We start from the raw sequence: 24,081 nt of genomic DNA on the forward strand, positions 1-24,081 counted from the left end.
CTCGAACGATCATGCGGGGGGTTGACGACATGGGGAAGAACCGAGCCTCGGTCCGCGCGCTGGGCGTGGGCATCTCGGTGGTGCTGCTGGTCGCCGGAGCGGCGGCCTGCTCGTCCGATGACAAGAAGGACACGGCGAAGGCCCAGGGCGCCACGGGTGCGCCCGCGGCGGCGCCCACCTCGAAGGGCCCGGAGGCCTTCGCGGCAACCGGGTACCGGGGACTGCAGCCGGGGATGGCGAAGGACGCGGGCCTGGCCACGGGGGCACTGGAGGCCGCGCCGGTCTCACTGCTCGACGGCTGCACAGACTTCGTCTACAAGGGCGGTCCGGCGCCGGACCAGGCCCGGATGGCCGCCGAGGCGGCCGCCGAGGCCCGCTACAAGGACCTGAGCGCCAAGGCGGACGCGGCCAGGGGCAAGACGCCCGCCCCGGCGGGCACCCTGCCGCCGAACGCCTCCGCCAAGGACGCCGCGGCCGCCGCCGCCGGCTCGGCGGCGGCGGCCCAGGACTCGGCCGCCGCCGCCAAGGCGATCGCGGACTCGACGCAGGCCCTGGTCGACGTGATGGTGGCGCGGGAGACCAAGGAGAAGGCGTACCTGTCCACCGGTCGGGTCTCGTTCGCCGCGGGGGGCCTGCGCGAGCTGGTGGCCCCGGCGGAGGCGAGGACGGCCGAGGGCCTCGGCGCCGGCTCCACCCTGGAGGCGCTCCAGCAGGCGTACGGCGCCAAGGGCCTCCAGCTGGCCAAGAGCGGCAAGTACGTGTTCCCGGTCGAGGGTCAGCAGGGCTGGCAGTACGAGTTCACCGTGGACGGCGGCAAGGTCGCCGGAATGGCCGTGGTGAACCGCGACCTGAAGTGCGTCTGACCGGCCGACCGGCTGCGGAGGGCCCCCACGGACCGGGCGGTTCGTGGGGGCCCTCCGCCGTATTCCGACGGGCGGAGAATTTCGGAGCGTGACAGCGGAATCACTCTGCGCGTGAACGCGGGTGTGGTCGAGATGTGTACCTGCGGTTAACGCGGCATCACAAACTTCGCCAATTGGCACCAGAGTCCCCGGCGGGTCGTCGAATTTCACCCCAACTGCCCTTTTTGGTGTCTGTTCTGACATGGCATGAGTTGCAGTAGGCTGACTCCGCGATAGGCGTCGCCGCAGGTCTCGTGCCGCAAACCACTCGATGTGATGTGACATCAGGTGTCTTTCGGAGAGGTTCAGGCCGCCAGTCCCATTCGCGATTTGGGGCCCGGACCGGCTCCACGCGATGCCACCTGAAGAGAGTTTCATGACGTCATTTGTGCAGGAACCCTTTTTCTGGGTCTTCATCGTGGTGATGCTCGCAGCCGTCGGGGCGGCCCTCCAAGCCCGCAGGACGAACCTCGCCCTGCGGCGGCGCAACGCCTCCCTGGAGGAGGAGAGCGCCCTGGCGCAGCGGCAGCGCGACGAGCTCGCCGTGCTGCACGACCGCATGCAGGGCCAGCACGCGTCCGAGCTGACGGCCGTCCGGCGGGACGCCGAGGAGGACACCAAGGCCGTCCTCAAGGCGGCGATGCGGACGCTGCAGGGCTTGGCCGACGAGCAGCAGGTCGTCATCGACAAGGTGCAGCGGAAGTACGGCGACAGCCCGCAGATCCTCGCCGACCTGATGACGATCGACCACACGAACAGCCAGTTCGGCCGGCGCGCCCAGGGCATCGCGGTGCTCTGCGGTGGCTGGCTGGGCCGCCGTGAGAGCGTCGCCTCGGTCTACGACGTGGTCCGCAGCGCCCAGGGCCGCATCCGGCACTTCGACCGGGTGCGGATCCACTCCCGGGTCAGCGTCTCGCTCGCCAGCAAGGTCGTCGAGCCCATCGCCGTCGTGCTGTCCGAGCTGCTCGCCAACGCGACCAACTACTCCGCCCCGGACACCCCGGTGGAGGTCAGCGTCCAGGCCGTCCCCACCGGCGTCTGCCTGATCATCGACGACGCCGGCCTCGGCATGGGCCAGGAGGAGAAGGACCGCGCGGCGGTGCTCCTGAACCCGGGCGCGCCGATCAGCCTCACCAGCCTGGGCAACCCCCCGAAGTTCGGCTTCGCCGTCTCCGGCATGCTGGCCGCCCGCTACGGCTTCCGAGTCTCCGTCGACTCGGTCTCCCCGTACGGGGGCGTGCGGGCCGTGGTGCTGCTGCCGGCCGAGCTGCTCAGCAGCGAGGTCGCGGCCCCGCCCGTCGCCGAGCACACCGGCTACCAGACCGACTACCAGGCCGACTACCAGGCCGCGCCGGTGGAGCAGCCCGCGCAGGCCTGGGGGCAGGCCCCCGGTCAGCGGCTCGTGTCGCTGTCCGAGCCGGCGGCGCCGCTGGCCCCGGTGCCGGCGCCGCCCGCGGCGATGGCGGGACCGGAGACGACCGCGGACGGGCTGCTGCCCCGGCGTCGCCGTCAGCGCCCCGTGTCGGTCGTCCCCACCCCGCAGGACCCCGGTCGGGCCGAGGAACCGAAGCGGAGCGCCGGCCAGCACACGCCGTCCCGCCTCGGCGCGTTCCAGCGCGGCACGCTGTCCGGGCGTAACACCATCACCACGGAAGGAACCGAGATCCAGTGAGCCGCGATCTTTCCTGGGTGCTCAACGACGTACTCCAAGTACCCGGCGCCCGGCACGCTATCCTCGTCTCCGCCGACGGCCTCCTGCTCGAGCGGTCCAGCGAGATCGGCCGTGACGAGGCGGAGACCAACGCCGCCGCGATGAGCTCGATGCAGTCGCTGAGCCGCGCGGTCGCCCCGTTCGTGGGCGGAGGCGGCGGGGTCTGGCGCCAGACCCTCCTGGAGTACGACCACGGCTGGATCTTCCTGATAGCGGCCGGCAGCGGCGCGTACCTGGCCGCCTCCACCGCCCCCGACGTCGACATGGAGGCGATGTCCTTCCGGATGCAGCAGCAGGTGGGCGCACTCGGACGGGCGATGTCGGCGGCTCCGCGCCAGAGCACGCTCAGCGGCTCATGACGGCCGGCGGCGAGGAACAGAGGGTCACCGGCGGTTTCATCCGCTCCTACGTCATCACCGGCGGGCGCGAGTTACCGAATGCGGACGACCTGTCTCTGATCACCTTGGTCACCGTCGCGCCCGAGCAGGACCTCCCCGCCCTGCCGAGCCCGGAGACCCGGGCGATCTGGGAGCTGTGCTCCGGCGGCTACCTCTCGGTGGCCGAGGTCGCGGCCCGGCTGGAGCTGCCGGTGGGGGTCGTGAGGCTGCTGCTGACGGACCTGATCCGTGAGGGACGGCTGCTGCGCCGGTCGGCCCCGCCCCCGGCACAGGCCCCGGACCCGAGACTTCTAGAGAAGGTACTGCATGGACTTCAACGCCGGTTCGCCTGAGGACATCTACGTCCCGGGCGCGGTGACGACGGCTGTCAAGATCCTGGTCGTGGGGCACTTCGCGGTCGGCAAGACCACGCTCATCGGCGCCCTGTCGGAGATCGCCCCGCTGAGCACCGAGGAGAGCATGACGCAGGCGTCCACCCGCGTCGACGACCTCCGCGGCGTACCGGACAAGAAGACCACGACCGTCGCCCTGGACTTCGGCCGGCTGACGCTCGGCGACGACCTGGTGCTGTACCTGTTCGGCACGCCGGGGCAGCAGCGGTTCATGCAGCTGTGGGAGGACATGGCGCGGGGAGCGCTGGGAGCGCTGCTGCTGGCCGACCCGACCCGCCTCGCGGACACCTTCCCCGTCATCGACCTGATCGAGCAGTACGGCCTGGACTACGCGGTGGCGGTCAACAGCTTCGACCGGCAGAGCGAGTACACCGAGGACCAGCTGCGCGAGGCGCTCGACCTGCTGCCGCACACGCCGGTGGTGTTCTGCGACGCCCGGGACCAGCGCTCCTCGGCCAACGCCCTGCTGACGCTCGTCCGGCACCTGCTCGACCGCGCCTCCTGACCTCCCCCACGCCTCCCTCCCCTCACGTCTCCGGGTCCGCACCCGCCCGGGGCCTCCTCCAAGGAACGACCCATGGAATCCCTTCAGCGACCCGTCCCGCAGTCGGCTCCGCCGGGCTGCCCGATGCACGCCGGCGTGGGCACGCCGCTCTACGGGGAGATGTTCTCGTCCGACCCCGAAGGGGTCTACGACAAGCTGCGCGCCAACGGTCCCGCCGCACCGGTGGAGTTGGCCCCCGGGGTGGACGCCACCCTGGTCACCTCGCACGAGGCCGCGCTGCGGGTGCTCCAGAACCCGGGGATGTTCGCCCGGGACTCGCGGCGCTGGGCGGCGCTGAACGAGGGCCGGGTGCCGATGGACAGCCCCGTCCTGCCGATGATGTTCTACCGGCCCAACTGCCTCTTCACGGACGGCGCCGAGCACCTGCGGCTGCGCAAGGCCGTCACCGAGAGCCTGGACCGGCTCAACGACAACCGGCTCAACCGGCACGTCGAGCGGATCGCCGGCTACCTGATCGACCAGTTCAGCGCGCTGGGCCGGGCCGACCTGCTCAACGACTACGCCAAGCTGCTGCCGCTGCTGCTGTTCAACCAGCTCTTCGGCTGCCCGGCCGACATCGGCGACCGGCTGACCCGCAGCATGTCCGCGCTCTTCGACGGCCTCGACGTGATCCAGGCCAACGAGGAGCTGACCTCCTGCCTGATGGACCTGGTCGCGCTCAAGCGCCGTCAGCCGGGCGACGACATCACCTCCTGGCTCATCCAGCACCCGGCCGGCCTGCGGGACGAGGAGCTCAAGGACCAGCTGGTCATGCTGATGGGCGCCGGCGTCGAGCCCGAGCGCAACCTCATCGGCAACGCGCTGCTCCTGCTGCTGTCCGGCGGGGGCGGTTCCGGACTGCGCATCGAGGACGCCCTCGACGACGTGCTGTGGAACAACCCGCCGATCGCCAACTACGCGACGCACTACCCGATACAGGACCTCAACCTGGGCGGCGTCCCGATGGACGCCGGCAGCCCGGTGGTGATCAGCTTCGCCGCCGCCAACAGCGACCCCGCGCTGACCGACGCCCGGCTGACCCTCAGCAAGGGGGCCCACCTGGCCTGGGGCGCCGGCCCGCACGCCTGCCCGGCCAAGTCCCCGGCCCAGCTGATCGCACTGAGCGCGATCGAGTGCCTGCTCAACGCGCTCCCGGACGTCACGCTCGCGGTGCCCGCGGAGAGCGTGGAGTGGCGGCCGGGCCCGTTCCAGCGCGGGCTGGTCTCGCTGCCGGTGCGGTTCAGCCCGGTGGCCGCCCGCACCACGGCGCCGGCCGCGAGCGCGGACACCGCCCCGCCCGGTGCGGTGCCCGGCTCCGAGACGGCTCAGGCGTACCCGCAGAGCACCGTCACGGCGTCCGCCCGGGCCCCGCAGAAGAAGGGGTGGTGGAGCTCCTTCCTGGACGTCTTCCGGCTCTGAGACGGCCCGGGGCCGGTCCGACGCGCCGTCGGAAGCCGTTCGGTCACCGCGAGGTGAACGGCCTGCGGCGGTGGTGCGGAACGTGACGGGAGCAACACGGATCGATGCTTGAGCGCGCTGTTACTGGGTAGATCGCCGCCGTACTGCCCGCCCGCGCGATAGGAGCCCCGTGTGACCGCCATGTTGGAAGCCCGCCCTGCGGACCCGGCGAGCCCCGGTGGAAGGGCCGACCGTCGTGCTGCAGTGCCACTCCTGCGGAGGCTGCGGTCGGCCGAGGGACTCGCCGACCCGAGTCCGGTCTACGACGAGCTGCGGGCGCTGGGCGACCTCGTCCCGGCGCCCTGGGGCGGCTACCTGGTCACCGGGTACGAAGCGTGCGACCAGGTCCTGCGGGGCAGGACCTGGCTCGTCCCCGACTTCGCCTGGCAGGAGCGGCAGACCGGGACGGAGCGCTGGGAGGCCGTCGCCACCCAGGAGATGAGCCGGACCCTCTCCCGGCTCAACGCCCCCGAGCACACCCGGCAGCGGCGCAGCCTCGGGAGCCTCTTCGACCGGAACACCCTCCGGGACATGGCGCCGGAGATCGAGGCCGACGTCGCCGGGCTGCTCGACCGCCTGGCCGAGCGAATACGGACGGACGGCGAGGCGGACTTCGCCTCCGTGGTCAGCGAGCAGTTGCCGATCGGCACCATCGGGCGCTGGCTGGGCATCGCGCCGGCGGACTACCCGCACATCCTGACGATGACCCACAACCAGGTGCACGCCCAGGAACTGCTGCCCACCAAGAGCCAGCTGGCGGTCTCCGAGCAGGCCACCATGGAGCTGCGCGAGTACTTCACCCGCCTCGTCCGGGAGCGCCGCGAGAACGACGGCGACGACGTGATCGCCGGCTGGATCCGCACCTGGGACGCGCTGGAGTCCGACCGCGAGGCCACCGACCGGATGGTCTACCAGCTCACCATGTTCGTCACCATCGCCTCGCTGGAGACCACGGCGACGCTGCTCTCCTCGCTGGTGTGGCAGCTGCTGCAGTCGCCGGGCAGGTGGGAGTGGCTGCGGGAGCGGCCCGAGCACATCGACGAGGTGATCGACGAGGCGCTGCGCTACGACCCGCCGATCCGCGTCAACAGCCGCGTCGCGGGCGAGGACACCGTGCTGGCCGGGGTGTACCTCCCCAAGGACACCATGGTCCACGTGATGTACGGCGCGGCCAACCGCGATCCGCGCCGCAACCCGGACCCGCACACCTTCGACCCGCTCCGCCGGGGCACCCACCTCACCTTCGGCGGCGGCGCCCACTACTGCCTCGGCGCGGGCCTGGCCCGGCTGGAGGCGCGCGCCCTGCTCGGCCGGCTGCTGGAGCGCTTCCCGACGCTGCGGGCGGTGAGCCCGCCGGAGCACGCGCCCCGGATGGTCTTCCACCGGGTGACGTCCCTGAGAGTGTCCGCATGAACGTTTCCTCGCAGGCTCCCCAGTACCCTCCGTACGCGATGCAGCCCCCGTACCTGACGAACCCCCCGGCGCCCGGCGGCTGGTACCCCGAGCCCGGGCCCGCGGTGGTCCCCGAGCCCGCGCCGGCCCGTACGGTCCGTTCCGAGCTCCGGGACGCGGTGCTCCACGTCGAGCTGGACAGCCCGGAGACCGGGAACGCCGTCACCGCGGCCATGCTGGACGAACTCCTCGCCGTCCTCGCGGTACCCGACCCGGCCGTGCGCGTGATCGTGCTGTCCGGGGCCGGCCGCGACTTCTGCCTCGGCGGCGACCGCGACGAACTCCTCGCGGGCCTGGACGAGGACCCGACCGGCGGCCGGATACGGAGCTACGGGGAGAAGGCCCGCAGGGTCTGCGACGCCCTCACCAACAGCTCCGCCGTCACCGTCGCACGGGTCCAGGGCCGGGCGACCGGCGCAGGCTTCGCCCTGGCGCTCGCCTGCGACCTGCGGGTCGGCGCCGACAACGCCGTCTTCCGGCTGCCCGAGCTCGCCCTGGGCCTGCCCGTCGCCTGGGGCGGTCTGCTGCCCCGACTGCTCCACGAGGTCGGCGCGGCCCGGGTCCGGGAGATCATCCTCACCGGCCGTCCGGTCGGTGCGGTGGAGGCGGGTGAGCTCACCATCCTGCAGCGCGTCGTCCCCGAGCAGGACCTGGACGGGGCGGTCGACGAGTGGACCAGGCCCATCACGCGCCGCCCCGAGGCCGCCCTGAGGGTCACCAAGACCCTGCTCGGCTCGCACGCGTCGGCCACCCGGCTGGCCGACGCCTCGGTGCTCGACTCCGAGCTGATGGCCTCCGTCCTCGCCGCCGCCCACTACACCCGCAGCCTCGCCACCCGGCCCCCGGCCGACTGACCGACGGCCCCGCCCTCCGTACGGAAGGGGCCTGCGTCCTCGGACGCGGGCCCCTCGCCCGTTCGGTTACCGATTGTGAATCCCGCCCGGATGTTCGCTACTGTGTGCGATCGACGAAGGGGAGGGAATCGTGGTGGGGACGATGCGCAACACCCGTGTGGCAGGGGCGGTCCTGACGATGGCTCTGGTGGTGGCCGGGGCGGCGGCCTGCGAGGGGGACAAGGGCGGCGCCGCCGCTGCCGCCACGCCGCCGCAGCCGTTCGGCGCCGGTGGCTACCGCGGAGTGCAGCTGTCGATGACCAAGGACGAGGCGCTCGCCTCCGGAGCCCTGGAGGCGGCGCCGGTCTCGGTGCTCAACGGCTGCACCGACTACGCGTACAAGGGCGGTCCGGCGCCGGACCCGGTCCGGATGGCGACCGAGGCGCAGGTCCACGAGAAGGCCTCCAAGGCGATGGCCAGGATCGACGAGATCAGGGCGAACCGGAAGCCGGTCCCGCCGCTGACGCCCGGGGCGTCGGTGAAGGAACTGCAGGAGTACAACAACCGCCTCCAGGAGCAGATCAAGCAGGACGCCGCCGACCAGCAGGAGATCGCCGCGCTCCAGAAGGACCTGGACCTCGTCACGCCCACGCGCAAGGCCCGGGACGAGGCCCTCAGGGCCACCGGCCGGATCAACTTCGGCACCAAGGGCCTGCGCCAGCTGGTGGCACCGGCGGACGCCCGCACCGCCGAGGGCGTCGGCGCCGGCTCGACGGAGGAGGAGCTCAAGCGGGCCTACGAGGGCAAGGAGCTGAAGCCGGCTGAGAACGGCAAGTTCGAGCTCCCGGCCGAGAGCGGCAGCGGCGGCCCGGACTGGTTCTACGAGTTCACCATGGCCGAGGGCAAGGTCGCCGGCCTCGCCCTGGTCAAGCACAACACGTACTGCTCCTGAGCGGACGGCCGCGAGCGGACCGGCGGCGGAGGCCCCGACGAACCACCGGGTTCGGCGGGGCCTCCGCCGTACTCCGCTGGGAACCCGGCGGCCCGTGCGGACAGGTGGGGGACGTGGAACTGTCACAGCGGGCGCGATTGAGGAGTGGTGACCAGTGGGCGTTCGGGGAGCTGTTCGATGAGACGGCGGATGACCTGTACCGGTACGCGGTGCGGGTGGTGGGGGACCGGGCGACCGCGGAGGACGTCGTCCAGCTGACGTTCCTCGAAGCATGGCGCCTGCGCGGCAGGCTGCGGGAGGACGACGGTCCGGTGCGGCCCTGGCTGTTCGGGATAGCCGCCCAGATCCTGCGCAACACGACCCGGGCGGCCCGGCGGCACCGTGCGGCCATGGCGCGGTTGCCCGACCGCGGCGTACTGCCGGACTTCGCCGAGGAGTTGGCCGGACGGCTCGACGACAGCGCCCGGCTCGCCGCCGTCCGGCGGGCGCTGGCCGGGCTGCGGAAGGCCGAGCGCGAGGTGTTCGGACTCTGCGTCTGGGCGGGCCTGGACTACGCGAGCGCGGCCGAGGCACTCGGGGTGCCGATCGGCACGGTACGCTCCCGGCTCTCGCGTGCCCGTACCAAGCTGCGCGCGCTGGCGGACAAGGAGCTTCGGGACGGGCGGGAACTCCTTCCGGACGCCGGACAGGTACAGGGTGGCCGCACCGAAGCGGCCAGCTCGACGACACCGGGGAGGACCCGATGAACGAGGACGAACGAGCCGAACTCGCCCGGCTGCTGCCACCGCCCACGGGATCGGGGCTCGCCGCCGACCGCCGGCGGCAGCTGCGTAGGGACCTGATGAACGAGTTCGCGCGCGAGTCGGCGGCCGTGCCCCGGCGGATCCGGCTCGGCTGGGTGGCCCTGCCCGCCCTGGCGGGCGGCCTGGCGCTGTCCCTGGTGCTGATCGGTGGGCAGCCGCAGCAGGGCTCCGACTCCACTCGGCCGGTGGCGGCGGTCGTCCTGGACCGCGCGGCGAGGGCAGCCGAGCAGCAGCCCGCCCCGGCGGCGCGCGGGGACCAGTTCGTCTACGTGAAGAGCCTGGACGACTGGGCGAAGTCGGAGGGGAAAACGCCGCGGGATCGGGAGAACTGGCGGTCCGTCGACGGCAGCAGGCGGGGACTGCTGCTCCTGGACGGGCATCTGCCGAATCCCGGAGGGGGGAACGAGCACGGGGAGCCCGAACCGGTGCCCTACTCCGGGATCGGCAGTTACGCCTACGTTGCCGCTCTGCCGACCGACCCGGACGCGCTGCTGGCCAGGATCCACGCCGATACCGCAGGCCACGGGCCCGGCCCCGACGAGGAGGCGTTCAGGACCATCGGCGACCTCCTGCGCGAGCAGATCGCCCCGCCGGCCGTCAGCGCCGCACTCTACCGGGCGGCCGCGAAGATCCCCGGCGTCACGGTGATCGACTCGGTGACCGACGCCGCCGGCCGCCCCGGCATCGCGGTCGCGCGCCAGGACAGCGGCGGGAAGGTCGAGTCCCAGTGGATCTTCGACCGCACCGACTACACCTTCCTCGGCGAGCGCACGGTGGCCCTCGCCGACGGCGCGACCTTCAAGAAGGGCGACACCACCGGCCAGATGGCCGTCCTCGCCCGCGCCATCGTCGACGAACCGGGCACCCGGCCCTAACGGGCGGCGGCCGGCTGCCGAGGCCACCCCCGCAGGGCCGCGCGGGCCCGGGCGACGCCCCCGGGGGTGGCGGACGCACCGCTGCCGACGGCGACGGTCCTTGTGCCGAGGCCCGCGCAGGCACGGCAGATCCCCGGTCGGGGCACCGGGTCGTGGCAGCGGCCGCATTCGGCGTACGACGCCGGTGGCGGCGCCGCTCGTTCCGGCGGCAGCTTGCGCTGAAGGCGATCCCGGAGGATCGCCGCCGGGGAGTGCATCGGCTGCGGCAGCCCGGGGAGCAGGGCCTGGGCCAACTCGGCCTCGCTGCTGCCCCGTTCCAGCCACTGCACGACGAGTGGTGCCAGCGTCTGCGCCTCGGCCTCGCCGAGGCGCAGACGCGGTTCGGGCCGGATCACCCGGAACAGCACGGCCACGGCTGACCGGGTCTGTTCATCCGGGAGGGTGGGTTCTTGCCCCGGGTCCTTTACAGGAGGGGTGACAGGGCCGCCGGGGCTCCCTCCGCCGGAGGCCGGGCGGGGGACAGCCGGTGCGGGCTGCGGGGTGTCGAAGACATGGGCCTCGGACCGGACGGTGCCGTCGGGCATCCGGACCGTGTCGACGCGGTAGTACCCGGCGTCCTTCAGCTCCTTGAGCGCCCGCCGGACGGCGCCCCGGCCCTGCGGGCTGCTGTCCGCCATCTGCCGGCCGTCCTCACGCCAGCCGTCCGGGCGGGAGAGCAGGTCGGCGAGGAGGCCTCGGGCGGTGTAACTGAGCCGACGGTCCTGCAACAGGCCGTTGGGAAGCACGGTGAACGCGCGCGTGTGAACGCTACGATGAATCTGCATCTGGAGTTGCTGCTCCTGGTGCCCGACCCCGGGGTGTTCCACCACCGCCGGGGTCTCCTATGTTCTGTTGATGATGCGGAAAGTAGCACATCGGCTACGTAGGGTGCGAACCGTTTGCGAATTGACGGCCGCCCGCCATGGGGCGGGCGCGCTCCAGGAGTTCGCGCACGCGGGGGTTGCGGCGGTGCGGCCGCGCCAGTGCGGTGAGGCGCGCTACGCCTCCGGCGGCACGCTGTAGCGGCTCAACACGTCGTCAGCCGTGGACTTGTCCAGTAGACGCAGCTCCCAGGGCCCGGTGTTGACGTCGAATTCCTTGCCGAAGCCGACCCACTTGCCGGCCATGCGGCGCCCGGTCGGATCGACCAGCAGCTGAATGGCGCCGTGGTACCTGGCCCCCTGGTAGTAGCCGTCCTGTGCGGTCTGTTCCACCCATGAGCCCGTCACGACGTTCCGATCGACAGTGAGATCGAACGACAGCGGTGAGTCGGGATTGGACGACGCGCCGGGGAGGGACCGGCCGGAGATCCGGTTCCCGCTCTGGGACAGTACGACGTGGTGCAGGCCGGTGAACGTGTTCTCCCGGCTGCTGCTGAAGAACTCGTAGTGGCTGATCCAGACTCCCGAGTAGTCCTCACCCATGGGGGCGGGTGCGGCCTGCACGGGCACGCCTGGTTCATCGCTGGTCATGTCATGGCCTCCCGTACCGTCCACGCTGACCCTCGGCGGTAGCTGTGGTGATGCGAAGCCGAGGCGGTCCACGGAGAGTTTGGTGACAGCTTCAAGGGCTCGAACGTACACCGGGCGAGGAGACCTGACCTCTCCTGACTCCCAGCGCTGCACGAGACGCTTACTGGCGTCATTGGGTTCTCCCTGGGCCGTCCCAACTGTCCTCAGGCGTTTCGCGAACTCGTCCTGGCTGAGACGAAGTCCAAGGCGTACGGCCCTCAGGGTCTCGTTCGGCGTCGTCATGAATCCCACCATAGAGGCCGACCTCCTCTGAAAGACACCGAAATGACGCCTTGTCGGGACGCCGGAGAGGCGTCCGGGCGGCGTCGCAACGGACTGACCTTCCAGGGCACCATCAAGCCCTCCGGGGATGCAGAGGAGCAGCGATGGCGAAGCGCGAACCGGCTCAAAGGCCGGAGAGGCAGCCCAACAAGTGCCCGTGCGGCACGCTGATTCGGTCCGACCCGCCGGACCCGGACGGCATCAGCACCTGGGCGTGCTCCTGTGGGTGGTTCGGCTTGCTGCTGCCGCCGGACTATCTGAAGACGCACCCCGACAACCCCCTCTTCCTTCCCTTCGAGGTGCTCCCTCATGCTCACGTCCCGCCGTCCCCGCATGTTTGTCGCGCGCCTCGACTCGCGGACCGAATCCACGCCCCTGGCCCGGTACTTGCTTCGGGCCTACCTCTCCGGCTTGCCCTCCGGGGACCGCTACCGCGATACCGCCGAGCTGCTGCTGGGCGAGCTGTTCGCCAACGCCGTCCAGCACTCGGACGCCCCCGACGACCGCCACATCGAGGTCCGCTTCGCCCTCGCAAACTCCCGCCTGCGCCTCGAAGTCCACGACGCCGGCACCACTTACACCTCCCTCCGTACCGCCGCCCCCGACGACGAGCACGGGCGCGGCCTGTTCCTCGTCAACGAATTGGCCGAACGCTGGGGCTGCGCCTCCCGGCCCTGCGGCATCGGCAAGTTCGTCTGGGCCCTCATCGCCCCTGCCACCACCCTCGCCTGAAAGCCTGATCCCCGATGCACCTCGCGACCCTCGCCCGCCACACCCTCTCCCGAGGCGCCACCCCCGCCGCGACTTACGCCCTCATCGCCCGCCTCGGCCACCGCCCCCTGCCCGTCGCCCGCGCCGTCTGCCTCGCCCTCGGCATCCCTCAGGCCGAGACCTCTCGCCGCCTGGACGACTGCTACGACGCCCTGCTCGCGGACCCCCGCCCCGACACCGAGAGCGACACCGGCGAACTCCTCGAAGCCCTCGGCGTCTTCGACATCCCCAAGTCCCTCACTGACACCGAACTCGCCGTCGTCGACCACTTCCTGACCGCCATCGACGCCATGGGCGGCATCCGCCCCGGCCACCGCCACGGCCTCAACCGCTGGTTCACCACCGGCAACCTCACCGCCGCCTACCTCTCCCTCGCCTCCACCCACCCTCTCCCCCGCACCGGCGACCCCACCCTCTACTGGACCACGCTCACCACCGCCGGCGAGCTCCTCGCCACCACCCTCCCGTCCGATCGCCGCATCACATACGCCCTCACCCGCTGCCGCGCCCGCGCAGCTTGTCCGTAAGCGTAGGAAGTCGGCCAGGTCGACTTCCTACGCAGAAGAGATGCTGCATGATGCCGTCGCCGCTTCGGCAAGGCCGAAGCGGCGACGGAGGGTGGGGCGAAGTGAGGGCTGCTTGGCGGTGGTTTCGGCGGCCCGGCCGTTCTCGGCCAGGCCGCCTGGACCTTGTTGTCCTGGCGGGAGGGGAGGGGGCGACCTGTGTTGAGGGCGTGGCGGGTCAGCTCTCCCTGCGTGGGAAGTCGGTTGGGCCGACTTCCCACGCACAGGGCTGGGGCCCGCCGGAGGGCTCAGCGTGCGGCGGCGCGTTGGAGGGCGCTGGCGAGGAGGGCGAGGTCGGTGGGGCCGTTGCCGAGTTCGCGGACCGGGCGGCGGGCCGGCGGGGCGCCGAGCTGGAGCGGGTCTATGGCGACGACGGTGGGCCGCAGGGTGGCGGTGCGCGGGATGCGGCCGCTGATCCGGGCGGTCTGGAAGGCGGTGACGCCGCCGTCCGGGAGGCGGAGGTAGCCGCGGCCGGGTGTCTCCTCGGGCAGGGCGGCCGCGTCGCCGAGGTGGATCAGCAGGTCGGAGTCGGCCGGGTCGTCGGTGCGCAGGGCGATCCGGAGCAGCGCGGCCTCGTCCACCTCGGTACCGGCGCTCTCCTCCGGGCGGCTGGTGGCGACGGCGAGGTGGACGCCGAGCGGCCCGCCGCGGCGGGCGACGGCGGCCAGCGCGCGCGCGAGCGGGCGGCCGGCGGCGGAGGTGGGGGAGAGCAGCGCGTCGTAGTCGTCGACGACGACGACCAGCCGGGCGGGCGCAAGCGCGGGCGCGGCCGGGGCGGCGGTCGGGCGGGGGCCCTCCGCGCTGCGCGGCGGGATGATCCGGGGCGTCGTGGCCGGTCCGCCGCCGACGGTGGCGGGCACCGGGACCTGGGGGTGGTCCGCGTCCGCCTCGTGCTCGTCCAGGCTCTGCCCGTCCAGGATGCGCGCGGCGTGCCAGGAGGCGAAGTCCAGCCCGTCGAACAGCCGCTCCCGCAGGGTGAGTTCGTCCTCCAGTGCCTCGGCCGCGAGCAGTGCGGCGCGCGGGTCGGCGGCGGCGTTCACCCGGCCGGTGACGTGCGGCAGCTCGGTACAGCCGTCCAGGCCGTCCTGGCCGTCCGTGGTGGCCCGGCCCTCGATGATCGTGACGGTCAGCCGCTCGGGCCGCTCGGAGACGGCGAGCGAGGCGACCAGGGTGCGCAGCAGCTCGGTCTTGCCGGAGCCGCGGGCGCCGCCGATCAGCAGGTGCGGGCCGCCCGGGTCGGGGGAGGGGAGGGTGAGCTCGGGGTCGGCCAGGTCGAGTGTGCAGAGCTCGTCCCGGGTGGTGCCGAGCAGCGCGGTGGCGGCGCCGATGCCGCCCGCGTGCGCCTCCCAGCGGGCGGACAGCTTGGCCGGGGTGACGGTGTCGAGCTGGAGCAGGTCGAGCAGCCGCAGCGCGTCGGGCAGCGGGCCGCGGGCGGCCGGGGCGGCCTCGCACAGCGGGGCGAGGACCCGGGCCAGCCGTTCGGCCCAGGCGTCCGAGACGGCGTCCAGCGAGACCTCGTGCAGGGCCTCCCGGCCGCGGGCGACCGGGCGGTCCAGCGAGAGCTGGGTGCCGACCTCGCCGGTGATCAGGGCGGTGGCGCCGAGGCCCCGGGGGAGCAGCTCGGGCTGCTCGGCGAGGCAGATCGGGAAGATGCCGACCGCCGGGCCCTGGCGCAGCAGCAGGTCGAGGGCCCGCCGGGCGGCCTCGGTGGCCGGGCGGCCGTCCACCACGACCACGGTGGCGCAGTGGCCGCCGAGGCCGCTGGGGCCGCTGAGCCGGGCGGTGAGCTCGGTCAGCCGGGCGGTGGCCTGTTCGTCGTCGAGGCCGATCAGCAGTCGGCAGTCCTGGCCGTCGACCGGGCGCAGGTGGGGCAGCCACAGGGCCCAGGCCCACGTGTCGGCGCGTTCCTCGGCGGTGCGGGTCGGGTCGGCGTCGACCACGACCAGGCTGAGCCCGGCCGGCGGGTGCAGCGCGGCGAGCTGGGCGACGACGGCGCGGGTGAGCGCGTCCAGGCGCTCGCGCGGGCCGCTGAGGCCGAGGCTGCCGGCGGTCTGGAGGTCGAGGGTGACCGGGACGGCGGGCAGCATGGTGCCGGGTGTGGTGCCGGGGCCGCCGGGGCGGTCGGCGGTGCCCAGCCGCAGGGTGAGCGCGTCGGGGTGGCCGGGGCCGCGCTCCCAGAGCCGGGGGCCGGGGCCGACGGCGTTGAGCAGCAGGGTGGCGAGGTCGGGCCAGCGCTCGCGCTGGGCGGCGGTCTGGCGCAGCCGCACCGCGGCGTGGTGGCGCTCGGCGCTCTCCTGGCCGGGCGGCTCGGCGGTGCGGCCGGGCAGCAGGGAGAACAGGCCGCGGCTCCGGCCGGGCGCCGGTTCGGGGGCGGTGGGCGGCTCGACCACGGGCGGCGCGGGCCGGACCGGGCCGGGGGCGGCGAGCTGGAGGTGGCCGTGGCCGTCCGGCAGGGCGGCGCGGACGGCCCCGGCGGCCTCGGCCGGGTCGGGGGCGGTCACCTGGAGGGTGGACTCGCCGATCCGCAGCAGGGCGCCCGGCTCCAGGGGGACGGCGGCCTCCGGCGGGCCGGGCGGGACGAGCCGGCCGTCCAGGGCGGTGCCGTTGGTGGAGCCGAGGTCGCGGACGGAGACCCGGCCGTCCTCGGCGAGGTGCAGGGAGAGGTGCAGCCGGGAGACGTCCGGGTCGTCGAGCGGGACATCGGCCTCGGCGGAGCGGCCGACCCGGATCTCCCGGCCGAGCAGCCGGTGCACGCCGCCGGCGTCCGGTCCGCCGACCACGCGCAGTTCGGCGGCGGGGGCGTCGTCGGGGTCGTCGGCGGTCGGGTCGGGCTCGTTCAGGCTGAGGACGGCGCCGTCGAGCAGCGGGGGGTGGCCGAGCAGGGTGTGCTCGTCCACCCGGTGAGCCCCGGCGTACAGGTGCACGTGGGTGGCGGCCCGCGGCCCGCGCACGCCCACCGCGCCGGCGAGCGCGCCCGCGATGGCGCCGAGTGCGGTGCCGACGGGCGCGGTGACCAGCACGTCCACGTAGGGAATGGCGGAGCCGGCGGCGGACGGGCCGCTGCGCGGTCGGAGGACGGTCAGCCGGATCTGCATCTCGCCCGCGGGTCCCTTCTGCTGGTGTGAAGCCTGGTACCGCTGCCCGGTGCCGTGGGCACCGTTGGGCCACACGAGTGGCGAGTGTCCATCCTGCCATCCGCCGAGGACGGTCCGCGCACCGTACCGGATTTGACGATCTTGCGATCACCGCCGTGACGGGAGGCGACGGGGAGTCAGGTCGGCCGCCTCCTCGCGGGGTGCCCGGGACCTTCCCTAGGGGATGTCCCCGAACCCTTCCCCAGACCGTGCGGATGGTCTACCAGCGACCCCGAAAACCCGAACGGACACCGTTAGAGTTGGCCGCAGACACGGGCCCGGCAGGCTCACCGCACCGGCGGAGGAGCGCCCCGCGCGGGCGGCACGGCGAGGAGTGCGACAGGTGCGGCCAGTCGGCAGCAAGTATCTGCTGGATGAGACCCTCGGGCGGGGTGCGACGGGCACCGTCTGGCGCGGCGTGGTGCGCGAGGACGTCCAGGTGCCGGGCTGCGTGCCCGGGCAGCGGGTGGCGATCAAGGTGCTGCGCGAGGAACTGGCCGCCGACCCGGACGTGGTGATGCGCTTCCTGCGCGAGCGCTCGCTGCTGCTGCGGCTGACCCACCCCAACATCGTCCGGGTCCGCGACCTGGTCGTCGAGGGCGAGCTGCTGGCCCTGGTGATGGACCTGGTGGAGGGGCCCGACCTGGCCCGTTACCTGCGCGCCAACGGCCCGTTCAGCCCGATCGCGGGCGCCCTGCTGATGGCCCAGGTCGCGGACGCGCTGGCGGCCAGCCACGCGGACGGGATCGTCCACCGCGACCTCAAGCCGGCCAACGTGCTGCTCGCCTCCACCGTGGTCGACGGCAGCGAGCAGATGCATCCGCTGCTGACCGACTTCGGCATCGCCCGGCTCGCCGACTCCCCGGGCGTCACCCGCACCCACGAGTTCGTCGGTACCCCCGCCTACGTCGCGCCGGAGTCCGCCGAGGGCCGCCCGCAGACCTCCGCGGTGGACGTGTACGGCGCCGGGATCATGCTGTACGAGCTGGTCACCGGCCGCCAGCCGTTCCAGGGCGACAGCGCGCTCGCCGTGCTCCAGGCCCACCTGGCCCAGGAGCCGCAGCGGCCCAGCACCATGCCCGAGCCGCTCTGGACGGTGATCGAGCGCTGCCTGCGCAAGGACCCGGCCCAGCGGCCCGGCGCCACCTCGCTGGCCCGCGCGCTTCGGGTGGTCGCGGCCGGCGTCGGCGTGCACGCCTCCCCGGCGGCGGTCGACGAGGCGCTGGCGGTCGGTGCCCTGCTGCTGCCGGACCCGCAGCCCACCGCCGTCCCCGGCACCGTGCCGCCGCTGCCGCCCACGGGGGTGCCGGGCGCCGTGGCCCCGGGCACCGAGGACCGTACCCAGGTGCTGCCGCCGACCCCGGGCGGGCCGCTGTACGACCCGGCCGGGGCGACCCGGGTGATGGGCACCCAGCCGCCGCCCCCGCAGGGAGCCCCGGACCGCACCCGGATGATGCCGCCCGTCGCGGTGCCGCCGCCCCCGCCCGCCGCGCCGCCGCAGGAGGAGGCGCCGCACCCGTGGCAGACCCAGCTGCGCGCGGCGCGGGACCGCAACCAGCAGACCCAGGTCGGCTACTTCGGCCCGGAGGACTACCCGGAGCCGCAGGTCGCCCCGCCGCCCTTCCAGGCCGGGCAGGGGCGTCAGGCGGGACAGCGCGCCCCCGGGGGGCACCCCGGGCCGCAGCAGCAGCCCGGCGGCTACCGCCAGTCCCCGCCCCCGCCCGGTTACGCCCAGCGCCCGCCGGTGGCTCCTCCGCCCTACCGGGCGGGCCAGGGCGGCCAGGGCGGCCAGGGTGGCCGTCCGCAGCCGTCCGGCGGCTACCGGCAGGCCCCGGCCGGGTACGGGCAGCCGCAGGGTGGCTACCCGCCGCCGCCCGCGCCCACCCCGGTGCCGCGCCGGGCCGAGCCGCCCGCGCCGCAGTACCGGGAGGCCCCGCCGCAGCGCCGCGAGGAGCCGCCCGCCCCGGCCCGCCGTGAGCCCGCGCCGGCCCGCGAGCCGCGCCCGCGCAGCCGCAACCGGATGTACGTCCCGGGGCTCGGCTGCCTCAAGGGCTGCCTGATGGTGCTGCTGGTGCTGGCCCTGGCCGGGGTGGCGCTGTGGAGCTTCACGCCGCTGCCGCACTACTGGGACAACGTGGTGGGCTGGTTCGGCACCGCGCGCGACTGGGTGAACGGCATCGGCGGCTAGCGGCCGGACGACGGGGGGCACGGGGATGGGTGGACGGGGAGGCCGGGCGGGCGCGGCGCTGATGGGCGCCGTGCTCGTGCCGGCAGGGCTGCTGCTGCCGGCCGGACCGGCAGCGGCGGCGGAGGTCCCGCACTGCGGGCAGTACGAGACCGTCCCGGTCGCGGGCAGCCGGTACGTGGTGGACAACAACAACTACGGCGGGGCCGCGCAGTGCCTGGGCACGGACGGCCGGGCCGGGTTCACCGTCCTGGACTCCGGGGCGAACACGAGCCCGCCGGCCGGTCCGGCCGCGTACCCGGAGATCTTCGACGGCTGCCACTGGGGCACCTGCACCCGGGGCAGCACGCTGCCGGTCAAGGTCTCCGAGCTGGGGCGGGCCACCAGCAGCTGGTCCACCACGCTGCCCGCCCGGGGCGACTTCGACGTGGCGTACGACCTCTGGTTCAACACCGCCCCGAGCACCCCCGCCGCCAACGGCCAGCCGGACGGCGCCGAGCTGATGATCTGGCTGAACCGCACCCCGGCCTCGGCGGGCCCCACCGGCGGAACCGCCAACATCGGCGGCACCGGCTACACCAGCTGGCAGCTCACCATCGCCGCCAACGGGCGGCAGTGGCCAATGGTCGCCTACCAGGCGCAGACCCCGGTCACCTCGGTCACCGACCTCGACCTGCGGGCCTTCGTCCGGGACGCGGTGGTGCGCGGGGTGGTGAACCCGGACTGGTACCTGATCTCGGTGGAGGCCGGCTTCGAGATCTGGAGCGGCGGTACGGGTCTGCGCACCGAGTCCTTCGCCACCGACGTGCGCCCCGGCCGCCCGGTCGGTCCGATCGGCGCCCCGGGCGGCCGCTGCCTGACCCGCACGCCGGACGGCAGCCCGGCGACCGGCCCGGAGCCGGTCGCACTGCTGGCCTGCGACGGCTCGCAGGCCCAGCAGTGGAGCGTGGAGACCGACGGGACGGTCCGGCAGGGCGGCAAGTGCCTGGGCACCAACGGCAACCTGGCCTCGCTCAACCCCTGCAACGGCTCGCCGTACCATGTCTGGCTGGTGGGCCTGGCGGGCGCGCTGTGGAACCAGGGCGCCCAGGGCTGCTTGCGTGACCCCGCGAACGGCACCGCGCCGGGCGGCGCCGCCGACCTGGCGGGCTGCGACGGCTCTCCGGGCCAGCGCTGGACCCTGCCGACCGGGGTGAGCTGACCCGGTGTCGGGCCGGCGGCCGGTCAGGTGCCGGCCGGGCGCCGGCTCCGGATCGGGCTCGGGACGGCGAGATTGACGCTTTGTCGACAATCTGCGAGATTTCTCGCCCGCTACCCCCGCTCCAGGGCCCTCCGGCGGCCCCCGCAGGGCCTCAGGGCGCGTAGGTTGGTCGCTGTTGTCCCGCCCCACCGAGTGCGCCGGACCCCCGGAGCGCTCCCGCGCCGTCCACGGAGCAGCATTGGCACGCAAGATCGGCAGCCGGTACACCGTCCACCAGGTGATCGGCCGGGGTTCGGCCGGGACGGTCTGGCTCGGTGAGGGGCCCGACGGCCCGGTGGCGGTCAAGCTGCTGCGCGAGGACCTCGCCGCCGACCAGGTGCTGGTCGGCCGCTTCGTCCAGGAGCGCACCGCGCTGACCAGCCTCGACCACCCCCGGGTGGTCGGCGTGCGCGACATGGTGGTGGACGGCAGCGACCTCGCCCTGGTGATGGAGCTGGTCCAGGGCACCGACCTGCGCTCCCGGCTGGAGCGGGACGGCGCGCTGCCGCCGCAGACCGCCGCCTCGATCATCGCCGACGTCGCCGACGGCCTGGCGGCCGCGCACGCGGCCGGGATCGTCCACCGCGACGTCAAGCCGGAGAACGTCCTGCTCGACCTCGCCGCCGCCCCCGGCCCCGGCGGCGCCCCGCGCGCCAAGCTCACCGACTTCGGCGTGGCCCGCCTGGTCGACGCCCCGCGCCGCACCCGGGCCACCCGGATCATCGGCACCCCCGACTACCTCGCGCCCGAGATCATCGAGGGCCTGGAGCCGCGCGCCGCCGTCGACATCTACGCCCTCGCCACCGTGCTGTACGAGCTGCTGGCCGGCTTCACCCCGTTCGGCGGCGGCCACACCGGCGCGGTGCTGCGCCGGCACGTCACCGAGCAGGTGCCGCCGATCCCCGGCCTCCCGGACGGGCTGTGGCGGATCATCTCCGAGTGCCTGGCCAAGGCCCCCGCCTCCCGGCTGCGCGCCGCGGAGCTGGCCGCCCGGCTGCGCGAGCAGCTGCCCTCGCTGTCCGGCCTGCCGGTGCTCGCCGTGCCCACCCAGGGCCGCACCCCGGCCGAGGAGCAGCTGACCCCCGGCGAGGCCGTCTACGCCGAGATCGACGCCGGCCCGGGCACCCACAAGCGCCGCCGCGGCCCGGCCGTGCCGCTGGTGCCCGGTGCCGCCCCGGACTCCACCCGGGACACCCACACCAGCCTGCGCCGCCCGTCCGCCGACGAGCTGGCCGCGTACGCCGCCGAGTCCCGCGCCCAGCGCACCGCCCCGGGCCACCGCCGGGACCGCCAGGCCCTGCTGCGCCGCCGCCGGCTGCTGGCCGTGCTGGTGGCCACCGTGCTGCTGCTGGCGGGCGCCGCCGCGGCCTGGACGGCCTTCGCGGCCACCGTCCCGGACGGCGGCCACCCGAGCCGTCCGGCGGTGTCGGGCACCGCCCCGCGGGCGCCGTGACCGCAGGTGTGACTCCAGGGGAACCGGGGGTGTCGTCATGACCACCCCCGGAACCATTACCCTGGGGGGCGTGGCAGCCGTCGATCCTTCCGAAGAGCTCAAGAACCTCGATACGACCATGGGGTCGATCGAGGCCGTCCTCGACCTGGACAAGATCCGGGCCGACATCGCGGTCCTGGAGGAGGAGGCAGCCGCCCCCACCCTGTGGGACGACGTCGCGAACGCGCAGAAGGTGACCAGCCGGCTCTCCTTCCTCCAGGGCGAACTGCGTCGGGTCGAGGGCCTGCGCGGCCGCATCGACGACCTGGGCGTGCTGTTCGAGCTGGCCGAGGCCGAGGACGACGCGGACACCCGCGCCGAGGCAGAGGCCGAGCTCGTCGCCCTCCAGAAGGCGGTCGAGGAGCTGGAGGTCCGCACCCTCCTGTCCGGCGAGTACGACGCCCGCGAGGCGCTGATCAACATCCGTGCCGAGGCCGGTGGCGTGGACGCCGCCGACTTCGCCGAGCAGCTCATGCGCATGTACCTGCGCTGGGCCGAGCGGCACGGGTACCCCACCGAGGTGTACGACACCTCGTACGCCGAAGAGGCCGGCATCAAGTCCGCGACCTTCACCGTGAAGGCGCCGTACGCCTACGGCACCCTCTCGGTCGAGCAGGGCACCCACCGTCTGGTCCGCATCTCGCCGTTCGACAACCAGGGCCGCCGGCAGACCTCCTTCGCCGGCGTCGAGGTCCTCCCGGTCGTCGAGCAGGCCGACCACGTCGACATCGACGAGGGCGACCTGCGCGTGGACGTGTACCGCGCGTCCGGCCCCGGCGGCCAGGGCGTCAACACCACCGACTCGGCGGTGCGCATCACCCACCTGCCGACCGGCATCGTGGTCTCCTGCCAGAACGAGCGCTCGCAGATCCAGAACAAGGCGTCCGCGATGAACGTCCTCCAGGCCAAGCTGCTGGAGCGGCGCCGCCAGGAGGAGAAGGCGGCGATGGACGCGCTCAAGGACAGCGGCAGCTCCTGGGGCAACCAGATGCGCTCCTACGTGCTGCACCCGTACCAGATGGTCAAGGACGTCCGCACCGCGTACGAGGCCGGCAACCCGCAGGCCGTGCTGGACGGCGACATCGACGGCTTCATCGAGGCCGGGATCCGCTGGAGGAAGCAGCGGGAGACCTCGAACGAGGCGTGAGGGTCGCGGCCTCGATGAAGACCAAGCACGGCATCGAGGCCGGAATCCGCCGGCGCGAGCAGCGCGAGACCGGCGCCGAGTAGTCACCGGACGACACAGAAGGGCCCTGACCGCAGCGGTCAGGGCCCTTCTGCGTACGTCTCGTGGGTGGTCAGGCCAGGGCCTGCCGGGCGATCAGCGCCACCGCGAGCAGCCCGGCCAGCAGGGCCAGCAGCGTCGCGGGGGAGAGCGCGGCGAACGGCCCCTGCTGCTCCTGCATCCGGGCCCGGTTGGCCCGGCACACCGGGCAACGTCCGTCGCTGACGCGGCCGTTGCAGTTGGCGCACACCAGATGGTCGCAGGTCATGCGATCTCCTCCTCGCTGCTACAACCAACGCGCTGGACGGGGCTTTGGTTCCATGTACTGCCCTGTACGGGAGAGCGGCCGGGAACGGTCGCCACCTCCACTCTGCCAGGTTCCGGCGGTTCCGGCTCCCGGGCTGTGAGATGCCTCGCAATATTCGGGGCATAAGCGGACATTCTCCCCCATGGGTCGGCCGTTGTCGCGGGCGGTCCCTGCGGGCCGGTCGCCGACTCGCGTATGGTCCGAGTCCGGGAGCGGCCCTCTGCGCTCCTTTCGCCCGCTCCCGGACCCGGGCCTCCGGGGCGGACCGACCGAGGAATGGCGCCGCCTAGGATGGCCTCCGTGATGCAGCCGTGATCAGATTCGACAACGTCTCCAAGACCTATCCCAAGCAGAACCGTCCCGCCCTGGACAACGTCTCGCTGGAGATCGAGAAGGGTGAGTTCGTCTTCCTGGTCGGCTCGTCCGGCTCGGGGAAGTCCACCTTCCTGCGCCTGTGCCTGCGCGAGGAGCGCCCCAGCACGGGCGCGGTGCACGTGCTGGGCAAGGACCTCGGCAAGCTGTCCAACTGGAAGGTGCCGCACATGCGCCGCCAGCTGGGCACCGTCTTCCAGGACTTCCGCCTGCTGCCGAACAAGACGGTCGCGCAGAACGTCGCCTTCGCCCTGGAGGTGATCGGCAAGCCCAAGAGCGCCATCAACAAGGTGGTGCCCGAGGTGCTGGAGCTGGTCGGCCTCGGCGGCAAGGAGGACCGCATGCCGGGCGAGCTGTCCGGTGGTGAGCAGCAGCGCGTGGCGATCGCCCGCGCCTTCGTGAACCGTCCGATGCTGCTCATCGCGGACGAGCCCACCGGTAACCTCGACCCGCAGAACTCGGTCGGCATCATGAAGCTGCTCGACCGCATCAACCGCACCGGCACCACGGTGCTGATGGCCACCCACGACCAGGCCATCGTCGACCAGATGCGCAAGCGCGTCATCGAGCTCGACAAGGGGTTGCTCGTCCGCGACCAGGCCCGCGGCGTCTACGGGTACCAGCACTGACCGACCAGCGC

The 24,081-nt window shown here is 73.5% G+C and carries 22 protein-coding genes; 18 read left to right on the forward strand and 4 right to left on the reverse strand.

The genetic code is table 11. The features are described from left to right. Window positions 1-29 precede the first annotated feature (29 nt). The 11 genes from AB0O11_RS13915 to AB0O11_RS13965 all read left to right on the forward strand — a co-directional run bounded on the left by AB0O11_RS13915 (window position 30) and on the right by AB0O11_RS13965 (window position 10,320). Window positions 30-863, forward strand: coding sequence for a hypothetical protein (locus AB0O11_RS13915; protein ID WP_363385571.1), 834 nt, complete (start codon window positions 30-32; stop codon window positions 861-863). A gap of 415 nt (window positions 864-1,278) precedes the next feature. Then, window positions 1,279-2,574: an ATP-binding protein gene (locus AB0O11_RS13920; RefSeq protein WP_363385573.1), complete on the forward strand. Its 1,296-nt coding sequence runs from the start codon at window positions 1,279-1,281 to the stop codon at window positions 2,572-2,574. Next, window positions 2,571-2,972 carry a roadblock/LC7 domain-containing protein gene (locus AB0O11_RS13925; protein ID WP_363385576.1) on the forward strand — a complete coding sequence of 134 codons (402 nt, stop codon included), beginning with the start codon at window positions 2,571-2,573 and terminating at the stop codon, window positions 2,970-2,972. The genes AB0O11_RS13920 and AB0O11_RS13925 overlap by 4 nt, the downstream gene beginning before the upstream one ends. After that, complete coding sequence (locus AB0O11_RS13930) at window positions 2,969-3,343, forward strand: DUF742 domain-containing protein (protein WP_359908523.1); 375 nt, start codon at window positions 2,969-2,971, stop codon at window positions 3,341-3,343. Before AB0O11_RS13925 ends, AB0O11_RS13930 begins: the two co-directional genes overlap by 4 nt. Next, complete coding sequence (locus AB0O11_RS13935) at window positions 3,318-3,908, forward strand: ATP/GTP-binding protein (protein WP_224283212.1); 591 nt, start codon at window positions 3,318-3,320, stop codon at window positions 3,906-3,908. Before AB0O11_RS13930 ends, AB0O11_RS13935 begins: the two co-directional genes overlap by 26 nt. 72 nt (window positions 3,909-3,980) lie before the next feature. Then, a complete protein-coding gene (locus AB0O11_RS13940; RefSeq protein WP_363385579.1) occupies window positions 3,981-5,366 on the forward strand; it encodes a cytochrome P450 in 1,386 nt (461 codons plus the stop codon). Between the two features lie 318 nt (window positions 5,367-5,684). Next, window positions 5,685-6,818 (forward strand): cytochrome P450, encoded by a 1,134-nt coding sequence (locus AB0O11_RS13945; RefSeq protein ID WP_363386085.1) that lies wholly within the window; start codon window positions 5,685-5,687, stop codon window positions 6,816-6,818. Further along, window positions 6,815-7,711 carry an enoyl-CoA hydratase/isomerase family protein gene (locus tag AB0O11_RS13950; protein ID WP_363385582.1) on the forward strand — a complete coding sequence of 299 codons (897 nt, stop codon included), beginning with the start codon at window positions 6,815-6,817 and terminating at the stop codon, window positions 7,709-7,711. Before AB0O11_RS13945 ends, AB0O11_RS13950 begins: the two co-directional genes overlap by 4 nt. Before the next feature lie 142 nt (window positions 7,712-7,853). Next, complete coding sequence (locus AB0O11_RS13955) at window positions 7,854-8,642, forward strand: hypothetical protein (RefSeq protein ID WP_363385585.1); 789 nt, start codon at window positions 7,854-7,856, stop codon at window positions 8,640-8,642. 113 nt (window positions 8,643-8,755) lie between these two features. Continuing rightward, window positions 8,756-9,388: an RNA polymerase sigma factor gene (locus tag AB0O11_RS13960; protein ID WP_363385587.1), complete on the forward strand. Its 633-nt coding sequence runs from the start codon at window positions 8,756-8,758 to the stop codon at window positions 9,386-9,388. Next, window positions 9,385-10,320: a CU044_5270 family protein gene (locus AB0O11_RS13965; RefSeq protein WP_363385589.1), complete on the forward strand. Its 936-nt coding sequence runs from the start codon at window positions 9,385-9,387 to the stop codon at window positions 10,318-10,320. Before AB0O11_RS13960 ends, AB0O11_RS13965 begins: the two co-directional genes overlap by 4 nt. Here the strand turns inward: AB0O11_RS13965 and AB0O11_RS13970 are convergent. Then, window positions 10,317-11,189 carry a hypothetical protein gene (locus tag AB0O11_RS13970; RefSeq protein ID WP_363385591.1) on the reverse strand — a complete coding sequence of 291 codons (873 nt, stop codon included), beginning with the start codon at window positions 11,187-11,189 and terminating at the stop codon, window positions 10,317-10,319. The two genes, AB0O11_RS13965 and AB0O11_RS13970, sit on opposite strands and share 4 nt — an antisense overlap. Before the next feature lie 168 nt (window positions 11,190-11,357). After that, entirely contained in the window at window positions 11,358-12,113 is a 756-nt protein-coding gene (locus tag AB0O11_RS13975) for a helix-turn-helix transcriptional regulator (RefSeq protein ID WP_363385594.1), read from the reverse strand. A gap of 372 nt (window positions 12,114-12,485) precedes the next feature. On the opposite strand from AB0O11_RS13975, the gene AB0O11_RS13980 reads away from it, so the two are divergent. Together AB0O11_RS13980 and AB0O11_RS13985 are read left to right on the forward strand one after the other, a co-directional pair. Further along, on the forward strand, window positions 12,486-12,884 hold the full coding sequence (locus tag AB0O11_RS13980; protein WP_363385596.1) for an ATP-binding protein: 399 nt from the start codon (window positions 12,486-12,488) through the stop codon (window positions 12,882-12,884). 14 nt (window positions 12,885-12,898) lie between these two features. Next, on the forward strand, window positions 12,899-13,450 hold the full coding sequence (locus tag AB0O11_RS13985) for a hypothetical protein (RefSeq protein ID WP_363385598.1): 552 nt from the start codon (window positions 12,899-12,901) through the stop codon (window positions 13,448-13,450). Window positions 13,451-13,734: 284 nt separating this feature from the next. On the opposite strand, the gene AB0O11_RS13990 is transcribed toward AB0O11_RS13985, so the two are convergent. Further along, entirely contained in the window at window positions 13,735-16,581 is a 2,847-nt protein-coding gene (locus tag AB0O11_RS13990) for an FtsK/SpoIIIE domain-containing protein (RefSeq protein ID WP_363386087.1), read from the reverse strand. A 382-nt stretch (window positions 16,582-16,963) separates the two neighbouring features. Here AB0O11_RS13990 and AB0O11_RS13995 point away from each other — a divergent pair, with 382 nt between their 5' ends. The 4 genes from AB0O11_RS13995 to prfB all read left to right on the forward strand — a co-directional run bounded on the left by AB0O11_RS13995 (window position 16,964) and on the right by prfB (window position 22,684). Then, window positions 16,964-18,808 (forward strand): protein kinase, encoded by a 1,845-nt coding sequence (locus AB0O11_RS13995; protein ID WP_363385601.1) that lies wholly within the window; start codon window positions 16,964-16,966, stop codon window positions 18,806-18,808. Window positions 18,809-18,833: 25 nt separating this feature from the next. Continuing rightward, window positions 18,834-20,006 (forward strand): ricin-type beta-trefoil lectin domain protein, encoded by a 1,173-nt coding sequence (locus AB0O11_RS14000; RefSeq protein WP_363385604.1) that lies wholly within the window; start codon window positions 18,834-18,836, stop codon window positions 20,004-20,006. Window positions 20,007-20,244: 238 nt separating this feature from the next. Continuing rightward, complete coding sequence (locus AB0O11_RS14005; RefSeq protein ID WP_363385606.1) at window positions 20,245-21,498, forward strand: serine/threonine-protein kinase; 1,254 nt, start codon at window positions 20,245-20,247, stop codon at window positions 21,496-21,498. A 70-nt stretch (window positions 21,499-21,568) separates the two neighbouring features. Then, the gene (gene prfB, locus AB0O11_RS14010; protein WP_363385608.1) at window positions 21,569-22,684 is read left to right on the forward strand and encodes a peptide chain release factor 2; all 1,116 of its coding nucleotides are present in this window, start codon (window positions 21,569-21,571) and stop codon (window positions 22,682-22,684) included. Window positions 22,685-22,835: 151 nt separating this feature from the next. On the opposite strand, the gene AB0O11_RS14015 is transcribed toward prfB, so the two are convergent. Further along, entirely contained in the window at window positions 22,836-23,030 is a 195-nt protein-coding gene (locus tag AB0O11_RS14015) for a hypothetical protein (RefSeq protein ID WP_224284789.1), read from the reverse strand. A gap of 350 nt (window positions 23,031-23,380) precedes the next feature. Here AB0O11_RS14015 and ftsE point away from each other — a divergent pair, with 350 nt between their 5' ends. Beyond that, window positions 23,381-24,070 carry a cell division ATP-binding protein FtsE gene (ftsE, locus tag AB0O11_RS14020; RefSeq protein WP_030059730.1) on the forward strand — a complete coding sequence of 230 codons (690 nt, stop codon included), beginning with the start codon at window positions 23,381-23,383 and terminating at the stop codon, window positions 24,068-24,070. Window positions 24,071-24,081: the final 11 nt, after the last annotated feature.

The sequence above is a fragment of the Kitasatospora sp. NPDC093102 genome (genome assembly GCF_040683915.1).
Taxonomy (GTDB): Bacteria; Actinomycetota; Actinomycetes; order Streptomycetales; family Streptomycetaceae; genus Kitasatospora.

Bases quoted from the DNA above. Each gene is read 5' to 3' on its own strand.
- AB0O11_RS13935 (WP_224283212.1), top strand. From the start codon at position 3,318: ATGGACTTCAACGCCGGTTCGCCTGAGGACATCTACGTCCCGGGCGCG.
- AB0O11_RS14000 (WP_363385604.1), top strand. From the start codon at position 18,834: ATGGGTGGACGGGGAGGCCGGGCGGGCGCGGCGCTGATGGGCGCCGTG.
- AB0O11_RS13965 (WP_363385589.1), top strand. From the start codon at position 9,385: ATGAACGAGGACGAACGAGCCGAACTCGCCCGGCTGCTGCCACCGCCC.
- AB0O11_RS13915 (WP_363385571.1), top strand. From the start codon at position 30: ATGGGGAAGAACCGAGCCTCGGTCCGCGCGCTGGGCGTGGGCATCTCG.
- AB0O11_RS13950 (WP_363385582.1), top strand. From the start codon at position 6,815: ATGAACGTTTCCTCGCAGGCTCCCCAGTACCCTCCGTACGCGATGCAG.
- AB0O11_RS13980 (WP_363385596.1), top strand. From the start codon at position 12,486: ATGTTTGTCGCGCGCCTCGACTCGCGGACCGAATCCACGCCCCTGGCC.
- AB0O11_RS13975 (WP_363385594.1), bottom strand. From the start codon at position 12,113: ATGACGACGCCGAACGAGACCCTGAGGGCCGTACGCCTTGGACTTCGT.
- AB0O11_RS13955 (WP_363385585.1), top strand. From the start codon at position 7,854: ATGCGCAACACCCGTGTGGCAGGGGCGGTCCTGACGATGGCTCTGGTG.
- AB0O11_RS13920 (WP_363385573.1), top strand. From the start codon at position 1,279: ATGACGTCATTTGTGCAGGAACCCTTTTTCTGGGTCTTCATCGTGGTG.
- AB0O11_RS13990 (WP_363386087.1), bottom strand. From the start codon at position 16,581: ATGCAGATCCGGCTGACCGTCCTCCGACCGCGCAGCGGCCCGTCCGCC.
- AB0O11_RS13930 (WP_359908523.1), top strand. From the start codon at position 2,969: ATGACGGCCGGCGGCGAGGAACAGAGGGTCACCGGCGGTTTCATCCGC.
- AB0O11_RS13940 (WP_363385579.1), top strand. From the start codon at position 3,981: ATGGAATCCCTTCAGCGACCCGTCCCGCAGTCGGCTCCGCCGGGCTGC.
- AB0O11_RS13985 (WP_363385598.1), top strand. From the start codon at position 12,899: ATGCACCTCGCGACCCTCGCCCGCCACACCCTCTCCCGAGGCGCCACC.
- AB0O11_RS14015 (WP_224284789.1), bottom strand. From the start codon at position 23,030: ATGACCTGCGACCATCTGGTGTGCGCCAACTGCAACGGCCGCGTCAGC.